We start from the raw sequence: 20,011 nt of genomic DNA, 5'->3' as shown, positions 1-20,011 counted from the left end.
ATTCCAGGCTTATTTTTCAACGCATGCTCACCAGCTTTTTCGTAGATTCAAAACTTTGCTTACCATAGCTTCTTAATTGTCTCTACTACTCTTGTTAAATCCTCTTCCTTCATCTTTGTATCACTTGGTAGACAGACTCCATTTTCGAATAACCTTTCTGAAACATCGGTTCCGATATAATCATATTTTCCGAAAAACGGCTGCAAGTGCATCGGTTTCCATACTGGTCTTGATTCAATGTTCTCTTTTTCCAGAGCTTCCATTAGCTCTACGGGACTGATGCTATTGACGGTCATGCAGCTAAGCCAGTAATTCGGTTCATTCCATCCATTAACCGGCATCATTTGGACTCCCTCAAGCCCTCCCAGCTCCTTCTGGTAAAATTCAAAAATCGCTTTCTTCTTTTCTACTCTTTTGTCGAGAACCTTTAGCTGTCCTCTGCCAATGCCGGCAAGGACATTACTCAGCCGATAATTGTAGCCCAATTCACTATGCTGATAGTGTCTTGCCTGGTCCCTGCTTTGCGTTGCCCAAAACCGGACCTTTGCTACCTTTTCTTTGTGATTCGAAACCAGCATGCCGCCGCCTGAGGTGGTAATGATTTTATTTCCATTGAACGAGAAAATTCCGAAGTCGCCAATGGTTCCTGTATGCTTTCCTTTATAGTAGGTGCCTAAAGATTCTGCCGCGTCTTCAATGACTGGAACCTGATGCTTCCGGCAGACCTCCATGATCGAATCCATATCTGTCGACAGCCCATAAAGATGGACAACGATTACGGCCTTCACGTGTGGATATTTTAAAAAGGCGGCTTCTAGTGCGTTTGGACACATATTCCAGGTTTCCTGATTGCTATCGATAAAAACAGGGGTGGCCTTTTGATAGATGATGGGATTCGCAGTGGCAGAGAATGTGAGTGTTGGACAAAACACAATATCCCCCGCGCCCACTCCCGCTGCTTTCAGGGCTAGATGAATCGCTGCTGTACCCGATGACAGGGCTGCCGCAGCCTTTGAACCGACTTTTGCTGCAAGCTCTTTTTCAAAACGATCGACATGTTCTCCGATAGGAGCAATCCAGTTCGTGTCAAAGGCCTCTTTTACGTACTCCTTTTCATATCCCTCGTCACTCATATGCGGTGATGAAAGATAAATCCGCTCTCCCTTATTGCCCTTTTTCTTGTCATTCATCACCTTCACGCCTCCCTATATGAGCCTTTCCACTCACCGTTGATTACTCCCATCGAGCTTCGTATTGGCGATTCTCACCAAGGTCTCCTTGAGCTCCGCTTCATCCATATCCAGCAGCGTCTCCATCACCCCATAAAGCTCCTCTTTCCCAACCGGCTCCGCCTTCCCGATAAAAATCTTCGGAAACACCTGTTTTTTCACCACCTCATTTTCATTCAACAGCTCCTCATATAGCTTCTCCCCTGGTCGTATCCCCGTGAAAGTGATGCCAATGTCGTCCACTGAATAACCCGAAAGCTTGATGAGGTTTTTCGCCAGGTCCACGATTTTAACCGGTTCGCCCATATCCAGGACAAACACCTCACCGCCCCGCGCTAAGGCACCTGCCTGTATGACAAGCTGTGAAGCCTCGGGAATCGTCATAAAATAACGGGTCATATCCGGATGTGTCACCGTCACAGGGCCCCCTTCTTGAATTTGCTTTTTAAATAAAGGAATGACACTGCCGCGGCTCCCCAGTACATTTCCAAAGCGAACGGCCACAAATTTGGTCTCGCTTTCCTTATTGATGTTTTGAATAATCATCTCGGCAAACCGTTTGGTCGCTCCCATGACATTTGGCGGGTTCACCGTCTTGTCTGTTGAAATCAGAACAAAATTTTTCACCCCGTAAGTATCTGCCGCTACTGCGACGTTCCTCGTGCCGAGGATATTGTTTTTTACAGCATCTGTCGGATTGTATTCCATCAACGGAACATGCTTATGTGCTGCCGCATGATACACCACATCTGGCCGGTACATTTCCATAATTTCTAGGATGCGGGCCCCGTCTTGAATATCGGCAATAATCGGAATGATCTCCACGTCATCCTGATATTGTTGTTTTAATTCCATGTCAATGGCGTAAATGCTATTCTCCCCATGGCCGAGCAGCAGGAGCTTTTTCGGTGAAAATTTCGCAATTTGCCGGCAGATTTCTGAACCGATCGAGCCACCTGCACCAGTGACGAGAACGGTTTTACCCGTTAATTTATCGGCAATGCAATCAATATCTAATTCAATAGGCTCACGGCCAAGTAAGTCCTCCACCTCCACATTCCGAATCTGATTGATGGAAACCTTCCCTGTCACCAGGTCCTCTATCAAGGGAAAAATTTTAGTGGTTGCTTTTGTTTTGGCGCATTCATCATAGATTTTGTTGATTTCTTTTTTCCTCAAGGAAGGAATGGCAATCACGATGTTTTGAATTCTGCATCTTTCTACAATACAGGGGATGTCTTGAATATCGCCCTTTACCTCAATTCCATAGATTTGCAATCGATGCTTGTTTGGATCATCATCGACAAAGGCAACCGGATAAAGCTGCCCTTGGTTATTTTTCAACAATTGACGTGCCACCATCGTTCCAGCTGAACCAGCTCCAACAATCAGGGTGCGTCTATTATCAGGATTGACTGTTATGTAATGGTCGCGGAACACTCGCCAGGAAAAACGCGATCCTCCAATTAATAGGACATGCATCATCCAGGTAATGCCCAAAACTCTAAAGTATACATCTTGATATACTAGGGATTGAGCGACGGCTGTCACGGTTATGGACAAGGTGACAGCCTTCAGGATTGCAAGCAGCTCTCCAATGCTTGCATATTCCCATGCCTTCTGATACAGACGATAGATGGAGGCAAATACATGGTGACTAACGACTAAGGTGATTGAACTAACCCAAAGCATGGATTCTGTATAAAATTTGGTGTAGGGATGCAGCAATATATATCCAAAAAAGATAGAGGTCAAGACAATGATCGAATCTAACCCGACTAGAAGCGGAACCCGCTTTTCATACGGCATTTATAACTTCCTCTCTCTCAAGTTGTTGAAAGCGTCATGATGGAATGGATGGTCTCCTCAACCCAAGTTGGTAGCTTTAAGATGAACTAACCGGTCTGTTTATTTGAAGGTTTAGATATTCTAATCTACGAAGCTATCTATAGATAAATTTTGTATTTTTAAAGGGAATGGATGTTTGATTTAATTGGTTGGTAAAATAATCCATATACTAGAATGCTATTCATGTGTATTTCTAAATATTATTAAGCTATATTACCAATTGATTACAATTCATTGACTACTCGCCATAATAGGAATAATAGTGGGGATTTTTAAGCTTTTTATTATTTAAAATGACTCCCAGTAGATGGCTATTCACTGAATTTAGTAAATCCTTTGCCTTTATCGCTTGCTCTATTTCTGTTTTTCCGCTGCTCACAATCAAAAGGGTGCCATCACATTTACTGGCTAATATTTGTCCGTCGGTCACGGCCAGCAATGGCGGGGAATCAAACAGCACCATATCGTACGTTGTGCTCGCCTCCTTTATTAGCTCCTCCATCGCCTTTGAACTGAGCAGCTCAGCAGGGTTTGGCGGGATCGGCCCGCTTGTTACAAGTGATAAATTTTCTTGCATCGATGGTTGGATCACTTCCTCTAGCGTTGATTGTTTTGTTAGGACAGTCGTTAATCCCTTTATATTGCTCACTTGAAACGTATAGTGAACGGTTGGCTTTCGTAAATCCGAGTCAATCAGCAGCACCTGCTTTCCCTGCTGCGCAAAGACAACCGCCAAATTGGCTACGGTCGTGGACTTTCCTTCCGCAGGACCTGACGACGTGACAACGATGGTGGTCAATTCTTTATCAACCGACGCAAATTGAATATTGGTTCGGATTGTTCGATATTGCTCGGAAATGTGTGACTTCGGATCCTGCTGCGTGATTAAACTTCGCTTTACATCATTCCCTTTTGCCTTTTTATTACGTCCCATTGGATCCACTCCTTGCGATTTCTTTCTTTTTATTCGTGTGGTCAAACGCAGCAACAACGCCGAGTACTGGTACTTGTAGAAGTTTTTCAATGTCCTGCTCACTTTTGATCGTGTTATCCAGGTACTCTAATATGAAGGCGATTCCAACACCCAGCATGAAGCCAATCACAAGAGCTAAAGCCATATTTAACAAGGGCTTTGGCTTAATCGGAGCTGGATTTTGTTCCACCTTTGCCTTGGATAAAATATTTACATTATCAATGTTCATCAGTGTGAAAATTTTTTCCCGGAAGACTTCGGCCGTTTCATTGGCAATGTCTGCAGCCATTTGGGGGTTTGTATCCTGGACGGTTAGGTTGACCACTTGAGAATCCTCTTCACTGGAAACGGTCATTTTTTCATTTAATTCAGCCACCGTTAAATCAATTCCCAATTCATCGATCACCTGATCAAGAATCGCTGGACTTTTCATAATGACGTTGTAGGAGTTGATGAGCTGTAGGTTTGTTTGAACCTCACCTGGACTATATAAGGGCTGTTCAGATTGAGTTTTATTGACTAAGAGCTGTGTTGAGGCTTGATAAATGGGGGGCATGACAAAGTAACTCATCACTCCGGCTGCAATTACAGCTAATGTGGTAAGAATCAGGATTAAACCTACTCGTTTTCTCAACATTCGCAGCACTTCTTTTAGCTGAATGGTCTCCTCCATGTTCTCCTCCTTAACGCTTCGTTAAAAGAATTTCTAACGTGCTATATTCTATTCAGAAATAATGCACAATCTCGATTACTAAAAATGTATATCGATTTTCTATAGAAATATTCTATAATTTCGTCAGAATTTACCTATCATACCTTTGAAAAACGAGAGGGAAGTAGCATGGGGAAAGGGTTTTGCCGGTTTTCATTCGTTTGCAAGATTTTGTAAAGTTTAAGTTAAGGAGAGGACTGACTAGCAGGTAATTTAAGAGAGTTTGAAGATTTGTTTCTTTGGATTTTTAGATATAGAAGATAGAAATCTTTGTTGTGATCTCTTGATGGGAGTTTTGTGAAGGCATCTATTTTGGACTCAAACATAACATTATATTAATAAGAAAAGAGCATCATTTGGACGCTCTTTTCCATTGTTTTATTTTCTTCATCATACGCCGGGTACAAATCTTGCAAATTACCATTATAACTTGCCAGGTAGGGGCTGCATTTCTAGAGTTGTTTGAAAAATAAACGGAGAAATTCCGCTTGAATTGGGAAATACCCATATTTCCCTATAAATAAAAGGAGTTGTTCCGTTTATCTTATCCAAATCCTTGGATTTTGACTTTTTTAGAGCAGCTAATCGGAAGTTCTCCGCTTATTTTGGCTTTTTTAGCCCGCCATTAGACATTAGCCGGAAATTCTCCGCTTATGGATTCTCATACCTCCAGGAAAGTAACAGAAATTGAAATATAGACGGAGGAATTCCGTTTAAATTAGGAAATACTCATATTTCCCTATAAATAGAGGGAGTATTTCCGCTAATGTTGTGCAAATCTTGGATTTTATCTTATAGTACAGCAGTTAACCGGAAAACCTCCGCTTATATCAGCCTCGCAAGCCTACTCTATGTACATTAGCCGGAAATTCTCCGCCTACAAACTCTTATGCCTGTACAAAATTTTAAGGATATGATAAAAAGCATGGTGAATTCCTTTACCATGCTTTTTGCATTTAGACACGCAGTATCTTTTTGCCATGATTACTTCAGTTGATCCAATTTTTTCGCCATAAATCGCAGTAGATCCTCCCGCAAATCCTCATGCTGGAGCGCAAATTCAATCGTCGTTTCGATAAAGCCAAGCTTTTCCCCGACATCATAGCGCTTGCCTTCAAACTCAAAAGCAAACACACGCTGGATTTCATTCAGCTGCTGAATCGCATCGGTCAGTTGGATTTCACCGCCTGCACCAACCACCTGCTTATCCAAGAACATAAAGATTTCTGGTGTAAAAATATAACGGCCGATGATGGCTAGATTGGAGGGCGCTGTTCCCTGTGCCGGCTTTTCCACAAAGTTGCGGACCTGGTAGCTGTGACCGAAGCTTTCAATCGGATCAATGATTCCATACCGGTGTGTTTCACTGTTCGGAACCTGCTGCACGCCGATGACAGAGGAAAGTGTTTTTTCATGCTGATCCATCAGCTGCTTCAGGCACGGTGTTTCCGCTTGGACGATATCATCACCCAATAATACCGCAAACGGCTCATCACCGATGAAGTTCCGCGCACACCATACCGCGTGGCCGAGCCCCTTTGGTTCCTTTTGCCGGATATAATGAATATCGACCATATTGGCAATATTGCGGACCTCTTCCAACAGCTCGTATTTTTCCTTGCTGATGAGGTTTTGCTCCAACTCCACTGCATGGTCAAAATGATCCTCAATCGAGCGTTTTCCCTTACCTGTTACGATAATAATATCCTCGATGCCTGACTCAATTGCTTCCTCGACAATATACTGAATCGTCGGCTTATCGACAATCGGGAGCATTTCCTTCGGCATCGCCTTTGTAGCCGGCAGGAACCGCGTCCCAAGTCCCGCTGCCGGGATAATTGCTTTACGTACCTTTTTCAAACAAATCTCCCCTTGGGTAATGTTGTTTTTATGTGCTGTTATTATCTTATTAGTGGTATTCCTTTTTATTCTACATATGAGAGTGGGACACCTTTATTGTTGCTTGAAATTAATCAAACGCTTATTTTAAGAAATTTTTTCAAAAGAATGGTTTTTACAATAGATTCGATTTTCTATGATTCCCTCGGAATGAAAACGCTTTTCTTCTATTATATATGTATTTTTTACTGTCATCTATCAATTTTACAAGTAGAATAAGGGCTGCTTCTGACTGCAGCCCTCTCTATTTTACTGTGCAAACACATTCCGTACTTTTTCCACAACGATTGACGAGCCGCCGGAAGCCTGAACTCCTTCAACCATCATGGCCACGAGGAGGGATGGATTTTCCGTATTATAGGCGACAAACCAGCCGTTTTCCGTTCCCTTTTCCCCCTGCTTCGCCTTCAGCTCGGCGGTGCCGGTTTTCCCTGCAAGTGGCATTCCCGGGATATTCGCTTTATTGGCAGTGCCCCTTGGATCCTGGACTACTTTTTGCAGAATCGTATTGATCTGTGCTGCCTGCTCTTCATTGATGACGTTCTGCTTCCAGGCTTGGCCGAGCTCGTCCTGCTGCAATAGCGTCGGCTTGATCAGCTTGCCGGCATTTACGAACGGTGTGTATGTTGCGGCGAGATGGAGGATATTCATTTCCACCTGTGCCTGGCCGTACCCGGAATCAGCTAGGAGGATCTCCGTGTCCATTGCGCCTGTCTTCGATGGTTCGAGCGGGAATAGATACTTCATTTCCTCTTCAAAGCCAAATCCCTTCAGACCGTCTGCCAGCTTGTCCTTTCCAAGCGCCAGTGCTGCTTGGGCAAAATAGATATTGTCTGAGTAGAGCAAAGCTTTTTCCAAATCAACCGGTGTCCCGGGGTCCTTAACTCTTGTAACATAATAGCTGCCCCAGGAGGAATCCTTCTGCCATTGCAGACCGCTGACGTTGAGCGTTGCTGCTGGGTCAAGCGTTCCTTCCTTAAGACCAATTGCCGCTGTTAGCGGTTTGATGACAGAACCTGGTGCAAAGTTGGCGCTGAAGCGGTTCAAGAGCGGATTCAGCGGATCGTCCTGCAGCGCCGTCCATTGCTCGGCTGTCGCACCTAACGAAAGTAGATTCGGGTCAAAGCTTGGTGAGCTGACTAAACCTAGTGTTTCGCCGGTTGTCGGGTGGATGGCCGCAGCGGTTCCAGCCTGTCCAACGAGCTGCTGATAGAGCTTTGTCTGCATGGTCGCGTCGATGGTCAGCTGAACGGATTCACCGTCCTTGACTTCTTTTTCAGCGAGAGTAGTTTCAGTGCCATCAGCTTTCTTGATCTTAATGGTGACGCCGTTTTCTCCTTTGAGCTGTTCATCGAGCACCTGCTCGAGACCTCTTTTTCCAATAGTATCATTTGCTGTGTAGCCTTTTCCTTCGCGTTCCTTCAGCTCCTCGGCTGTGATGGGCCCGACATAGCCGATCAGGTGGGCGGCAGCTGCCTTCATCGGATAGACGCGTGCAGCGACCTGCTTGGAGTTGACGGATGGCAACTCCGTTAGGTTGGCGACGAGTTCCTGTTCCTCGAGGGACAGCTTCTTAATTGGGACGAAATAGTCCGGCTGCACCCATGAAGCGTTAAGGGCGTTGTTGATTTTTTCCGTTGTGATGCCAAGCTGAGTGGCAAGCTGGCTGATAATTTTTTCCTTTTGATCGCCCATCTCAGCGGGAACGATGCCGATCTCATACACCTGTCCGTTTACAGCTAGTCCCTGTCCCGTGCGGTCCGTGATTTCACCGCGCTTCGCCGTGTTGGTGGAAATACCAATTTTGGCTCCCTCGTCTAGCTCTGGGAAGATGTAGGTTGAATTCCAGTCTATGTACCAGTTTTCCTTGTTGTTTTTTTCTTCTTTTACAAGCGTTGCCTTGTGATTGAAAGAGATGTCGCCGGCGATGCTGTTCATGCTGGCGGAGAAGGGATAGCTTATGCTGTCTTCCTTCGGCTTCTCCTCTTCCTTTGGCTTGGTGAATTCGGCCTTGAGCTTCGTGATTTCGAGATCCTTGTAGTATTTTTCATAGCGGCTGACGAAGTCCTTTTTGGTGATGGACTTTTGCGCATTAGTTGATAAAAGCTCATACATGTCCGCGAATTTCTGCTTATTCCATAGGTTTATGTATTGTGACATTGTGTCTGACGGCTGCGGTGTGTTGTTGCAAGCCGTGAGAATGAATAGGATGAAAAAAATAAGTGCCAGAGATTTTTTCATTTTTCGAGTCGCCTCCTTGGGGTTAGTGTACCACTTTGGGTGATTTTTACCATTATCAAATTCGCTCCGAGCCCAGATTTTTTAGAGCTCGATAAATTTCCATTAAAAAATCTGTGGCATCCGCCGGAGGCTTAACTTCATTCAGCAGGTGTTTGAGACACCACATAAATCGGAGAGCCATTTTTCTATTCATCCCTTAACCACAGAAGTGATGGACTTCTGCTGAATGAAGTTAATAGCAAAAAAGAGACATCTGGTGATGGTGCCCGTGATTCCTGCGGGGCTTGGTTTCCAGTCGTCTCTTTGGTGTATGTTCAATGTTTGATATTCAGTTATTTTGTGAAAAGATACTGCGCAGGTCGCCTTCCATATCCTGCAGAAGCTCCTTTGTGGAGATGCGTTCCTCATTTTCTCCCTTTTCGTACATTTTTTGCAGCAGGTTTTTGAATAACTGCATTTGATCTGTTTTTTGCTCTTTCATCCTCTCACCTTTCTCTGTATTCATTCTAGGCCCTGTTGGCAATCTGGAGTCGTTATTTGTCGTAATGGTGCGTTTGATGAAAAACACGCATGACTCTATCTTACTCATAATCTACCAATTTGGCAATATCTATCAAAATATTCTAACATCTCTTAAAATATCTATTATTTAGCAGGGGGTATATGATAGAATAAAGATATATTATGTGATTTTTGGGAGTGAATGTCAATATGGAAAAAATGGTTGCAACGATCGCCACTGCAGCTGTCTTGTCGACTGCCTTCTCGTCGACGGCGCTGGCTGGTTCTTACACAGTCCAAAAGGGGGAGACCCTTTTTAGCATTGCTAAAAAACACGGTACGACTGTTGATAATTTAAAGCAATTGAACGGATTGACATCTAATCAGATTTATGTGAATCAAAGCTTGAACGTTCCGGATTCAGGGCAAGCGGGTGGAACGGCTGTTACAGCTGCTCCGGCTGTTGCTGCTGCTCCGGCTGTTGCTGCTCCGGCACCTGCACCGGCTCCGAGTTCTTCGGGAGCTTCCTACACCGTTGTGTCCGGCGATTCGCTAAGTAAGATTGCCAATCGCTTCGGCATTTCACTCACCGATTTGCGGGCATGGAACGGGATTTCAGGCGATCTCATTTATGCCGGACAGACGTTGAAGGTATCTGCGTCAGGAAGTACACCTCCTACTGTTACGGCAACAGCCCCTGCATCTGGATCAGGTTCTGGCGGTACCTATACGGTTGTATCCGGTGATACGTTGATTAAGATTGCCAACCGCTATGGCATTTCACTTGGTGAGCTGCAGAGCTGGAATGGGATATCAGGGTCTCTGATTTATCCCGGCCAGGTGTTGAATGTGGGAGGTGGCACGAGTGTAGCACCTCAAACGAATCCGCCTACAACTGAAGCTTCTACAACAAATAATGCAGGAACGTCCGTATATGTGATTAAAAGCGGGGATACTTTAGGGAAGATTGCGCTACAGGTTGGCTTGAATATTTCGCAGTTAAAGGCATTAAACGGGTTGTCATCGGATTTGATTTTTGCTGGACAGACGCTAAAGGTGAGCGGAACGGCCAGTGCAGATGTTGTACCGGTGTCGAACAGTACTCAAGGTTCGCTAGGCAGCGTAGCTGAAACGACGAACAATCCAACGATTGCTGAGGTACTGAACCATGCTAAAAAATTGATAGGCGTGCCATACGTATTTGGCGGCCAAACACCTGCGGGCTTTGACTGTAGTGGTTTTATATACTATGTCTTTAACCAAGCTGGTGAATCAATCACCCGCCTATCCGCAGCAGGATATTATGATCGCTCGTTCGAAGTCAGTTCACCGCAGGTCGGCGATTTGGTCTTTTTCAAAGATACATATATTAAAGGAATCTCGCATTTGGGGATCTATATCGGCAACGGTGAATTCATTCATGCCGGCTCGGATGGTGTGGATATCTCTAGTGTGAGTAATGTATATTGGAAGAGTCATTTTGATAGTTTTAAGAGGTTTTATTAGGAGATACATAGAGTGTGAGCCCAATTCTTGGACAGCTGGTTGCAGTTGTTTGAGGGTTGGGCTTTTTGGATTGGTGCCATAGGGACGGGTTTCGTTGCTCAGTTAAGGAAAATGAAACATGGTACCCTGCGTTCCATAACGCTTCTTAGTTCCCGTTTAGCTATTTTTTCACTTTTCACGGGCACCATCGGACTCTCTTAGTGACCGACAAATTGGCGTTTCTTCGCTATCGGGCACTATCAGACTCTCTTAGTGACCGTTGGACTGATTTTTCTTCGCTCGCGGGCACTATCAGACTCTCTTAGTGACCGTCAGACCAACTTTTCTTCGCTATCGGGCACTATCGACCTCTCTTAGTGACCGTCAGACCAACTTTTCTTCGCTCACGGGCACTATCGACCTCTCTTAGTGACCGTCAGACCGGCGTTTCTTCGCTCATGGGCACTATCGACCTCTCTTAGTGACCGTCAGACCAGCTTTTCTTCACTCACGGGCACTATCGACCTCTCTTAGTGACCGTCAGACCAGCTTTTCTTCACTCACGGGCACTATCGACCTCTATTAGTGACCGTCAGACCAACTTTTCTTCGCTCTCGGGCACTATCGAACCCTCTTAGTGACCGTCAGACCAGCGTTTCTTCGCTCTCGGGCACTATCGACCTCTATTAGTGACCGACGGACTCACTTTTCTTCACTCTCGGGCACTATCGATCTCTATTAGTGACCGACAGACCGGCGTTTCTTCGCTCTCGGGCACTATCGAACCTTCTTTATGACCGACAGACCAGCATTTCTTCGCTCTCGGGCACTATCAAACCCTCTTAGTGACGGCCGGACTCCTTTTTCTTTGCTCACGGGCACTATCAAACCCTCTTAGTGACGGCCGGATTCCCTTTTCTTTGCTCTCTGGCACTATCAGACTTCTCTCAGCGACAAGCAAAGTCACCTATGAGAGATTGTGGGAAAAACACTGATCTTAGGGACTGGTCCCGAGGCCAAATGAAACAAAACGTGTCAACGAATCTGTCCTCACATCCCACAGCTAGTTCATTAACAAATATCCGAATAAATTCATACATTATGTTAAAAAATGGAGTGTTCCCTCATGGCAAAATGGATTAACGTGTCCACAGTGAAACATGAATTAAAACTTTTTGATGGAAATCGGCTGATCAAAACTTATCCTATTGCAGTTGGAAAAATGTTGTCACCCTCACCTCATGGGACATACACGATTATTAATAAACAACCTAATCCCGGCGGACCATTTGGAGTTTTATGGATGGGATTGTCAAAACCTCATTATGGTATACATGGAACGAATAACCCAGCCTCAATCGGTAAGAATGTGTCTCATGGTTGTATTAGGATGTTTAATCATGATGTTCTAGATTTATCCTCTAGAGTTTCGATTGGTACCAGTGTTGTCATTCATAAATAATTTCAATAGCATAAGAAGAAAAGTGACCGCAGCAGCAGTCACTTTCATTTATTTTTGTACGATCGATTATGGAATTTAAGAACGAGAATGAGGGTCATGGAACCGTCCCCGTGGAGGCACTGACATTATCAATATATTAAATTTTAAAAAGCTATTTTAGTTTTCGCCCGGAAATAGTACAGCCAAAATAACTATATCATGATCAATTAATTTATAATAAACTCTAAACCTTTTAATTACCATCCTTGAAATACCCTTGTATTCACCAAATTCTTCAGTATATGATTTCCCAATCACATTATTTTTTAATAGCTCTTCCGTGTCCAAGATAAATTGACAAATAAAGTCAAAAGTTTCTTCAGGGGTAAACCGTTCACTCCTAAACTGAGTTAGTTTTTCCTTAACAGCAGGAGGCCAAATAACATTTCGTTTATACATCACATAAAGTCCTTTTTGGATAGTGATTTTAATAATTCTGTCGTAGTTATTCCACTACCACTTTCGTACTGCTCCATGCTTTCCTTTAGCATACGTTTGAGTTCAGGACTTTCATCAGCTTCAGCCTTTACGGATTGTTCATCTTCCTCTTGGAGAACCAATGTGAATTTCCCCTTACCTGGAATAGAAAACTGAAATACAGAATTGTCTTTATTCATATTGGAAATGTATTTCATAAGCTCTTCAGAAGATTGAATTTTTCCCATCGTCATCACCACCGTTAAGATCCTTTCCCTTATCATACCATATCGATTTCATGTAATATACTGGTCAAAATCGTTATTATCTATTCTGCTGTAGTCGAGGGGTGGGCCATGGGGACAGGCCCGTGGTTTATTCAATCAAACGGACCATGAGATCCGTCCCCGTGGACAAACAAATTCACTTCGATGTGTTCTAAATATTTATTTATTTGAATAGCCATATGTTAGTGCTATTTTACACAATAAAACCAATTTTGGAGAAAAGGGGATTGTTACTTACATGGTTGATTCTTTAAAAGCGTTTCAGCATTTATATCAAGGCTTTACGAAAATGGGTATGGGGCAACAGAACTTTGGAGAGCTGTTTACACTGAATCAGCCGTATATGCGGTGGTCAAAGGGAATGATGGACATGTTCTCTACCTATTCCGGCAGCAATTGGGGAAGCAGTATGACTGAATATCAGAAGCTCTACCTGAACTATTTCACCATTTTTCAAAAGGCAGCCATTGAGTATCCCCTGTCTACTATGGAAATGTATCAGCAATTGTGGGGGACCTACCAAGAAAAATACCGTGAAGTCATCCAAGAGTGGCACCAGGAACAATCCCAGGATAACGAGAAAAACTATCCGGCGGATTGGGATGAAGAAAAAGAATTTATCCTTATTGAATCAGTGATAACTGGAACCAAGGAGGCAAAGACGCTTGCTTCTATTTTTGAAAAAGTAAGTGAAGAGATTGGAATATCGCCTGCGAGATGCTCAACGTATTGGTACACAAAGGTTGAGCAAAGCTACCGAGATCAAGTGAGTCAGATTAAGCAGGAACTTGCTGAGAATTGGACAGAGGAAGAAGAGGAATTACTAACCAAAATCATTACCGAGGAGTATCCTCATTTGTCCATTTACCAGACGTTCCCTATCGCGAGCAGAAGGTTAAAACGCCATAAAACTGATGTCCAAAGAAAATGGTTCTCCCTTCTAACAAGAGATCAGCAAGGAATTAAACGAATGAGTTAAGTCATTGAGAGCCACGGGGACGGGTACCGTGGCTCATTAAGGATTGAAGAACCTTGAAACATGGGGGCCTTACTTGAGGTTAAGGCCCCTCATTGAATGAGCTTTCTTGATTTAGCTCTTACCTGTCAATTTATCCACCCAACCGCGCTTTTTTTCTTTGCTCCGCGTTTTCCTCGCTATACACATTCTAACCTCTTCGGCGATTTGCCAAGAGCTGATTTCGCTTCACCTTGTTTCCTTTTAGGGGTTCTAGCCTCCCCGCGTACCTTCATTTACCAAATATAACAGAAGGACAACCTTTCAGCCTTTGGAGGTTCTATTTAGATTGTTTCAGGAATAGCAATAGGACAGAGTGTTTTTATAACAGGAAGAGGATTTCATTTTTACTAAAGGGGTTGTTCTCATATGTTTGATACTTTCAGGCTGTTTTATCAATTACCACAGGTCCCCACGAATTATGGAATGGGGCAACAGAAATTTGGAGAGATGTTCTCCTTCAATCAACCGTATATGCGATGGACGGAAGATATGTTCAAAATGTTTCAATCAGGCGGATGGCAGGGTGTGGGTACCGATGGATATTGGACGGTGTTTACGACATACGCGACTATGCTTCAAAAGGCAGCCTTTGAGTATCCGATTTCGACCATGAATGTGTATCAACGATGGTTTGAGACCTACTTTGAAAAATACAATGAATCGAATCAGGAATGGCAGCAGGAGCGAACTGTACAATCCCGTCTGGTAAAAGAAAAAAACTATCCGGCTAACTGGGATGAGAAAAAAGAGTCGCTGCTGATTCAGTCGGTTATCAATGGCACGAAGGAGGCCAAAACACTTGCCTCTATTTTTGAAAAAGTAGCAGAAGAAATTGGAATCTCTCCTGCCAGATGTTCAACCTACTGGTACACCAAGGTTGACCAACGCTACAGGGATCAAGTGAATCAGATTAAACAGGAGCAAGGCAATAATTGGACGGAAGCAGAGGAAGCGTTATTGACCAAAATCGTAACCGAAGAGTACCCTAACATGTCTGTGTTTCAGATATTTCCAATTGCAAGTAAACGATTGAAACGCCATAAATCAGACGTCCAAAGAAAATGGTTTTCACTGCTGACTAGAAGTTAGGTGAACCAGACGGGTACCTTGACTCGGAAAACCAATTGGATCTGTGCCCGCGGACTGCAAAAAAGCCATTAATCATATGATAAGTAGTTCCGTTTCAGTGGAGAAACATACCAAATAGTATGTTCATTAGCAGACTAAATCATATATGATTTGGTCTCTTATTTTCCTCTTTACACTTTCATTAAAGAGCAAAATTGCAACCTAAAAAACCTATTGATAATAATTGTTGTCTCGTGCTATAACTATTTTAATTCGTCGCGATTTGCTGTGTTGCTTTTTTACGGAAATAGGTAACCGGAGATAATCAAATAAGCGGAGGTTTTCCGATTACACAAAGCAAAATGATCCATTTTGGCGTTTTTCAAGTCAATAGTCGGAATCCTTCCGTCTATTTAGGCTATTTTCGGTGTTATTTCTTAATTAAGAGAAATTTCTCCACTTATCTAACATTCTCACCTTAGCGTTTAATGAACTGCTACAACTTTTCCTTACATACTTAAAGATAAAAGCTTGGGAAAAATCCCAAGCTTTTTTGTGTGCTAGTTATATTGTTATTTACTTGCTATTTCATGATACGAAATCTTATGTTATTTGAGCTGCGATTTTAGATTTTCTCCTGTTATCGAAACTACTTAATCATAAGATTAAGGGCTTCGTTTATTGGCTTTTATTTTTTAGCTTTTCAAGCAGTGCTTTGGCTTGCGCTCTTCGTTTTTCCGTTTCAACAGGAAGAGGATTTGACGTCCATTTTCCATTCTCTATTTTTATATAGAGTACATCACCCGGTTTAACTGGATGTTTGAGTTGATCGACCTCAACTAGCGTTTCAATTGTCTCATCATCTGAAAAGAGCAATTTCACTAAACCATTTTCAATGGATTCAATTACGTATTTACCTGATTTCACTCATTAGCTCTCCTTTGGCATTATAGAGCAGTGCGGAATCTCCGCTGTTGTTCCAAATATTCTCTGTTGTCCATACATATTGATCCTCTCCTGCGAAAGCCTCAGGCCCTGACACTACCGCAATATCGTCTACTGGTTGGATAACTGTGCCGTTAGGAAACACATATTTCTGGTTCCCTTCTACACTGATTATATACCATCCAGACATATCTACCGCTTCGTTTGTATCATTATGAATAAGAACGTATTCATTATCTAAATCCACACGATACAGGTAAGGATGCGGGATTGGTTCAAGGGTATAAAAAGGTTCTTCTATATAGTCATAAAGCAAGGTGGACTGCCCGTCGGTTCCAAAGCTCACAGTTCCTTGGTAAAAGGTTGAATAGATCTCAGCACCATAGTCTAGTAAGTCTCGAAGCACTTCCTCAGAAGGGTGTCCATATGGGTTTTCCCCGTAGGATAAAATGACACCGCCTGCAGCTACTGCAGAAAGGAAATCCCGGCTTGTCCCTGTATTTGAACCGTGATGAGAAGCCTTTAAAAAGTTTGCTTGTAATTCTTGATAACTGTATTGATTCATTAGTTCATTCTCTACCTTATGCCCCGCATCTCCCGTGAGTAAAAAAGATACATCGCCGTATGACAGCTTAATAACGATGGAGCCATCATTTAAATCAGCCGCTTGATGATCGACAAATAGGACATTTGCCACCGCGTTCGGGTCATCTGACAAATTGTCTCCAATTTCAGCGGTTTCAAAAGAAGCACCACTTGTATCAGCTGCTTGTAAATAATCGGTGAAGGCCCGTGTTGTATGAACTTGACCACCGTCAATCACTTTTATTACGCCATAATTTTGAATTACATAGTCCGCACCGCCAATATGATCGGCATCCGGATGCGTGGCAATAAGCGTATCAATATGTGTGACTCCCTCAGCTGCTAATGCTGATTCAATTACAGAGTCCGAGCGTCCGGCATCAATCAAAGTCTTTTTCCCATTGGCATATTCAATTAAAATCGCATCGCCTTCACCCACATCCAAAAAGCTGACTTTCATTTCCGGTAATGGCTCTGTTGGTACGGGTTCATATGGTGCCTGTTCCTGTTCGGTTGGGTTTTGTGGATCGACCGGATTTACTTCAGCAGGCTCCTGCTCAGCCGGAGTCGATTCAGCCGGTTCCTGCTTAAACCGATCATCTAACACACGCGCTACTAATAAGGAAAATTCTGCTCTGGAAATCGAGTTATTGGGCTTAAAGGTTCTATCAGGATATCCAAGCGCGATTCGATTGGATGCTAATGCATTAATAAAATCCTTTGCCCACGGAGCATCTGCTGTATCGATAAAATCAGCATTATCCCCTGTTAATCCATAAGCAACTGTTAGAATCTTTGCCGTTTCCGCTCGTGTGATTTGATTCCCTGGCTTAAATGTATTGTCATCATAACCGCCAAAAAGCTTATGGTCTACTGCAACTGCAATGGCATTGTAATAGTCACTTGTTGACGATACATCTGTAAATTCCAATTTCGTTTTGCTTTTTTCATTTGGGTATAATTCTCGCACAAGCATAAGAGCGGCCTGTTCTCTCGTAATATTGTCTCCAGGTCCGAATAGACCATTTCCATATCCGCCGATAATTTTCTTGTCATATAAATAGTAAATGGCTTCATCAGCCCATGAATAGTTCCCTAAATCTGTAAATATTGTTTCTGCTTTTGCCTCCCTCATACCCACACTCGAGAACATCATCAGGGCAATCAATAGATAAGAGAAAATCCTTTTCAAATATTCATCTCCTTTTCTCCGTTCGTTTCAGTATCCTTCCTAACATACCATGGGGACAGACACCATGGCCCAGTCCATCAAACGGGTCATGGGTCCTATTCCATGGTCTCTCTCCGATTTTAGATATAGCATACACACTTATATGCAAAGATATTAATGGTAGGTTATGGGGAGAGCCAAGCGGGTTCCGTGGTTTAGAAAGGCGGACCATGGTCTTTTGACATAATGGTCTGTCTCCGCGGACCAAAAAGCCGATTTCTTAGGAAATCGGCCTAATGTACAACGTATGTGTGATTCATCCTGTTTTTAATATTGCAAAACACCAACGGAATCAAAGTAATGTTCCTTTGAGTCGATGGTTTTATACCCTGTCACTCTTGCGCCTGATTCATCAAAATAATACTTTTGTCCGTCGATTGTAAGCCATCCAGTTTGCATCGCACCTGAGCTGTCCATGTAATACCAGCTGTAGCCGGAATGAACCCAACCTGTTTTCATGGCACCAGATGAATCTAAAAAGTACCATTTGTTGTCGCGAGGTAGCCAGCCCGTTACCATTCTCCCTGAATCATCCAAGAGATAAGAGTTGCCGCCATAAGATAGCCATCCTGCATACAGCTCACCGCTATTCAGTGCATAGAACCAAGAATAGTCATCTGTCACCCAGCCATTCGTAGCCATGGCACCACTTTTATCAAAAAAGTAGGTTTTCCCATTTATTGATGCATATGTGTTTTTATACATAGACCCATTTAAGTAGTACCAATAGCCGTTATCGAATTGCCACCCGATATATAAGGTACCGTCGCCGTTTCCGTAATACCAATTATTATCGTTTTTGAACCAGCCGGTTGTCGTAACCATAGCACCGCTTGAATCAAAGAAATAAAGCTTCCCATCAATGATACATTGACCCGTTGCCATGTAGTATGGGTGATATATATATCTTGGGTAGTAGTCAGGGTACATATAATAATATGGGTTATCAATATACCTACCAAGGTGATACCAACGACCGTTATCGAACAGCCATCCGGTATGCAGCTCTCCATTTTCCTTAGCATAGTTCCAATAACCATACATCACCCAGCGATTAGAAGCCATCACACCATCTTGGTTGAAGTGGTAAGTTTTCCCGTTAATCTCCGCTTGTGTATTGCTATACATGGTGGGATTCATGTAGTACCACTGACCGTTATTGAACAGCCAGCCAGTATAAAGTGACCCGTCCCCATTTCCATAGTAATAAGAATTGTTATTTGCATCCTGAAGCCAACCGATATTTGACACCAAGGCACCGCTGGAATCGAAGTAATAATGTTTCTCTTCAATTTTCAAATGCCCTGTTCTCATGGTATATCCATAGGGGCCGCCGTAACCATTATATTGGAATTCACCTAAGAAATATTTTTGCCCATTATAGTCAAACCAACCGGTCCACAAAGTACCATCTTCTCTTGCATAATACCAGTAGTTTCCGTCTGTCGCCCAGCCATTGGAGGCCATGGATCCGTCCGTGTCAAAGAAATAACCTTTTCCATTGATGTCCATTGTACGGTTTGAAACCCTTGCCCCGTCTTCCTGCACATAAAACCAGGTGCTGTTATCTTGTATCCATTGATTGGCCAATAGGCTGCCACTTTCATCATAGTAGTACCATTGCCCATCCCTCTCCTGCCAGCCTGTTGCTACAGCATTCTCGCTTTCCTTTATAGGTTCGGAGACTGCTGGCTGCTCTGTTTCTGCATTTGCCGCTGGTTCCTCTACTGTTACAGAGTCCGATTGGGTATTCGCGTTCTGCTCATTTTCTGTTGCAGACTGCGGCTCTACGATTGCTGTGTTGTCGTTTGTTTGTAGATCTGTTGACAGTCCTTCATTTGCTTGGACCTCTGCCGGAGTATTCGGTGTTTCTGTTTCCACAGCGGCCATTGGTGTTTGTGATGCATTATTACTTGGCTCTTGTGCGAGTGTAGTAGTTGGAGCCATAAGAAACAGCAGGATGCCTAGAGTAATTGAGCTCCTTTTCATGGTCTTTCCCCCTTTTTTCCTTTACTACTATAATAACTGAAAAAATTGGAAAATTGTTAAAGTTGTAGATTAATAGTTTTAA

General features: G+C 43.3%; 16 protein-coding genes. 4 read left to right on the top strand and 12 right to left on the bottom strand.

Translation table 11 applies throughout. The features are described from left to right. Window positions 1-59: 59 nt before the first annotated feature. The 7 genes from ACHUFV_RS22950 to ACHUFV_RS22920 all read right to left on the bottom strand — a co-directional run bounded on the left by ACHUFV_RS22950 (window position 60) and on the right by ACHUFV_RS22920 (window position 9,491). Window positions 60-1,190 carry a DegT/DnrJ/EryC1/StrS family aminotransferase gene (locus ACHUFV_RS22950; protein ID WP_394238241.1) on the bottom strand — a complete coding sequence of 377 codons (1,131 nt, stop codon included), beginning with the start codon at window positions 1,188-1,190 and terminating at the stop codon, window positions 60-62. 33 nt (window positions 1,191-1,223) lie between these two features. Beyond that, window positions 1,224-3,038, bottom strand: coding sequence for a polysaccharide biosynthesis protein (locus ACHUFV_RS22945; RefSeq protein ID WP_394238239.1), 1,815 nt, complete (start codon window positions 3,036-3,038; stop codon window positions 1,224-1,226). A gap of 277 nt (window positions 3,039-3,315) precedes the next feature. After that, window positions 3,316-4,011 (bottom strand): CpsD/CapB family tyrosine-protein kinase, encoded by a 696-nt coding sequence (locus ACHUFV_RS22940; RefSeq protein ID WP_394238237.1) that lies wholly within the window; start codon window positions 4,009-4,011, stop codon window positions 3,316-3,318. Further along, window positions 4,001-4,723, bottom strand: coding sequence for a YveK family protein (locus ACHUFV_RS22935; protein WP_394238235.1), 723 nt, complete (start codon window positions 4,721-4,723; stop codon window positions 4,001-4,003). The genes ACHUFV_RS22940 and ACHUFV_RS22935 overlap by 11 nt, the downstream gene beginning before the upstream one ends. 1,023 nt (window positions 4,724-5,746) lie before the next feature. After that, window positions 5,747-6,622 (bottom strand): UTP--glucose-1-phosphate uridylyltransferase GalU, encoded by an 876-nt coding sequence (galU, locus tag ACHUFV_RS22930; protein WP_394238233.1) that lies wholly within the window; start codon window positions 6,620-6,622, stop codon window positions 5,747-5,749. A 288-nt stretch (window positions 6,623-6,910) separates the two neighbouring features. Continuing rightward, window positions 6,911-8,902 carry a penicillin-binding transpeptidase domain-containing protein gene (locus tag ACHUFV_RS22925; RefSeq protein WP_394238231.1) on the bottom strand — a complete coding sequence of 664 codons (1,992 nt, stop codon included), beginning with the start codon at window positions 8,900-8,902 and terminating at the stop codon, window positions 6,911-6,913. Between the two features lie 328 nt (window positions 8,903-9,230). Beyond that, on the bottom strand, window positions 9,231-9,491 hold the full coding sequence (locus ACHUFV_RS22920; RefSeq protein WP_394238229.1) for a hypothetical protein: 261 nt from the start codon (window positions 9,489-9,491) through the stop codon (window positions 9,231-9,233). Window positions 9,492-9,766: 275 nt separating this feature from the next. Here ACHUFV_RS22920 and ACHUFV_RS22915 point away from each other — a divergent pair, with 275 nt between their 5' ends. Together ACHUFV_RS22915 and ACHUFV_RS22910 are read left to right on the top strand one after the other, a co-directional pair. Continuing rightward, window positions 9,767-10,909, top strand: coding sequence for a C40 family peptidase (locus ACHUFV_RS22915; protein WP_463516578.1), 1,143 nt, complete (start codon window positions 9,767-9,769; stop codon window positions 10,907-10,909). Between the two features lie 1,105 nt (window positions 10,910-12,014). Continuing rightward, window positions 12,015-12,350, top strand: coding sequence for a L,D-transpeptidase (locus ACHUFV_RS22910; protein ID WP_394238225.1), 336 nt, complete (start codon window positions 12,015-12,017; stop codon window positions 12,348-12,350). Window positions 12,351-12,506: 156 nt separating this feature from the next. On the opposite strand, the gene ACHUFV_RS22905 is transcribed toward ACHUFV_RS22910, so the two are convergent. Next, on the bottom strand, window positions 12,507-12,788 hold the full coding sequence (locus tag ACHUFV_RS22905) for a hypothetical protein (RefSeq protein ID WP_394238223.1): 282 nt from the start codon (window positions 12,786-12,788) through the stop codon (window positions 12,507-12,509). Continuing rightward, window positions 12,788-13,054 (bottom strand): hypothetical protein, encoded by a 267-nt coding sequence (locus ACHUFV_RS22900; RefSeq protein ID WP_394238221.1) that lies wholly within the window; start codon window positions 13,052-13,054, stop codon window positions 12,788-12,790. Before ACHUFV_RS22900 ends, ACHUFV_RS22905 begins: the two co-directional genes overlap by 1 nt. A 277-nt stretch (window positions 13,055-13,331) precedes the next feature. On the opposite strand from ACHUFV_RS22900, the gene ACHUFV_RS22895 reads away from it, so the two are divergent. Next, a complete protein-coding gene (locus tag ACHUFV_RS22895; RefSeq protein ID WP_394238219.1) occupies window positions 13,332-14,072 on the top strand; it encodes a hypothetical protein in 741 nt (246 codons plus the stop codon). 405 nt (window positions 14,073-14,477) lie between these two features. After that, window positions 14,478-15,200 carry a hypothetical protein gene (locus ACHUFV_RS22890; protein WP_394238217.1) on the top strand — a complete coding sequence of 241 codons (723 nt, stop codon included), beginning with the start codon at window positions 14,478-14,480 and terminating at the stop codon, window positions 15,198-15,200. A 657-nt stretch (window positions 15,201-15,857) separates the two neighbouring features. Here ACHUFV_RS22890 and ACHUFV_RS22885 read toward each other — a convergent pair. The 3 genes from ACHUFV_RS22885 to ACHUFV_RS22875 all read right to left on the bottom strand — a co-directional run bounded on the left by ACHUFV_RS22885 (window position 15,858) and on the right by ACHUFV_RS22875 (window position 19,929). Beyond that, window positions 15,858-16,106, bottom strand: coding sequence for a DUF3006 domain-containing protein (locus ACHUFV_RS22885; RefSeq protein ID WP_394238215.1), 249 nt, complete (start codon window positions 16,104-16,106; stop codon window positions 15,858-15,860). Continuing rightward, entirely contained in the window at window positions 16,093-17,901 is a 1,809-nt protein-coding gene (locus ACHUFV_RS22880) for an S-layer homology domain-containing protein (protein ID WP_394238213.1), read from the bottom strand. The genes ACHUFV_RS22885 and ACHUFV_RS22880 overlap by 14 nt, the downstream gene beginning before the upstream one ends. A gap of 306 nt (window positions 17,902-18,207) precedes the next feature. After that, window positions 18,208-19,929 (bottom strand): hypothetical protein, encoded by a 1,722-nt coding sequence (locus ACHUFV_RS22875; RefSeq protein WP_394238211.1) that lies wholly within the window; start codon window positions 19,927-19,929, stop codon window positions 18,208-18,210. Between the last annotated feature and the right edge of the window lie 82 nt (window positions 19,930-20,011).

This window comes from Niallia oryzisoli, assembly GCF_043641075.1.
In the GTDB taxonomy this organism is placed as follows: domain Bacteria; phylum Bacillota; class Bacilli; order Bacillales; family Cytobacillaceae; genus Bacillus_BD; species Bacillus_BD oryzisoli_A.
This window is presented reverse-complemented; position numbering and strand designations above follow the sequence as displayed.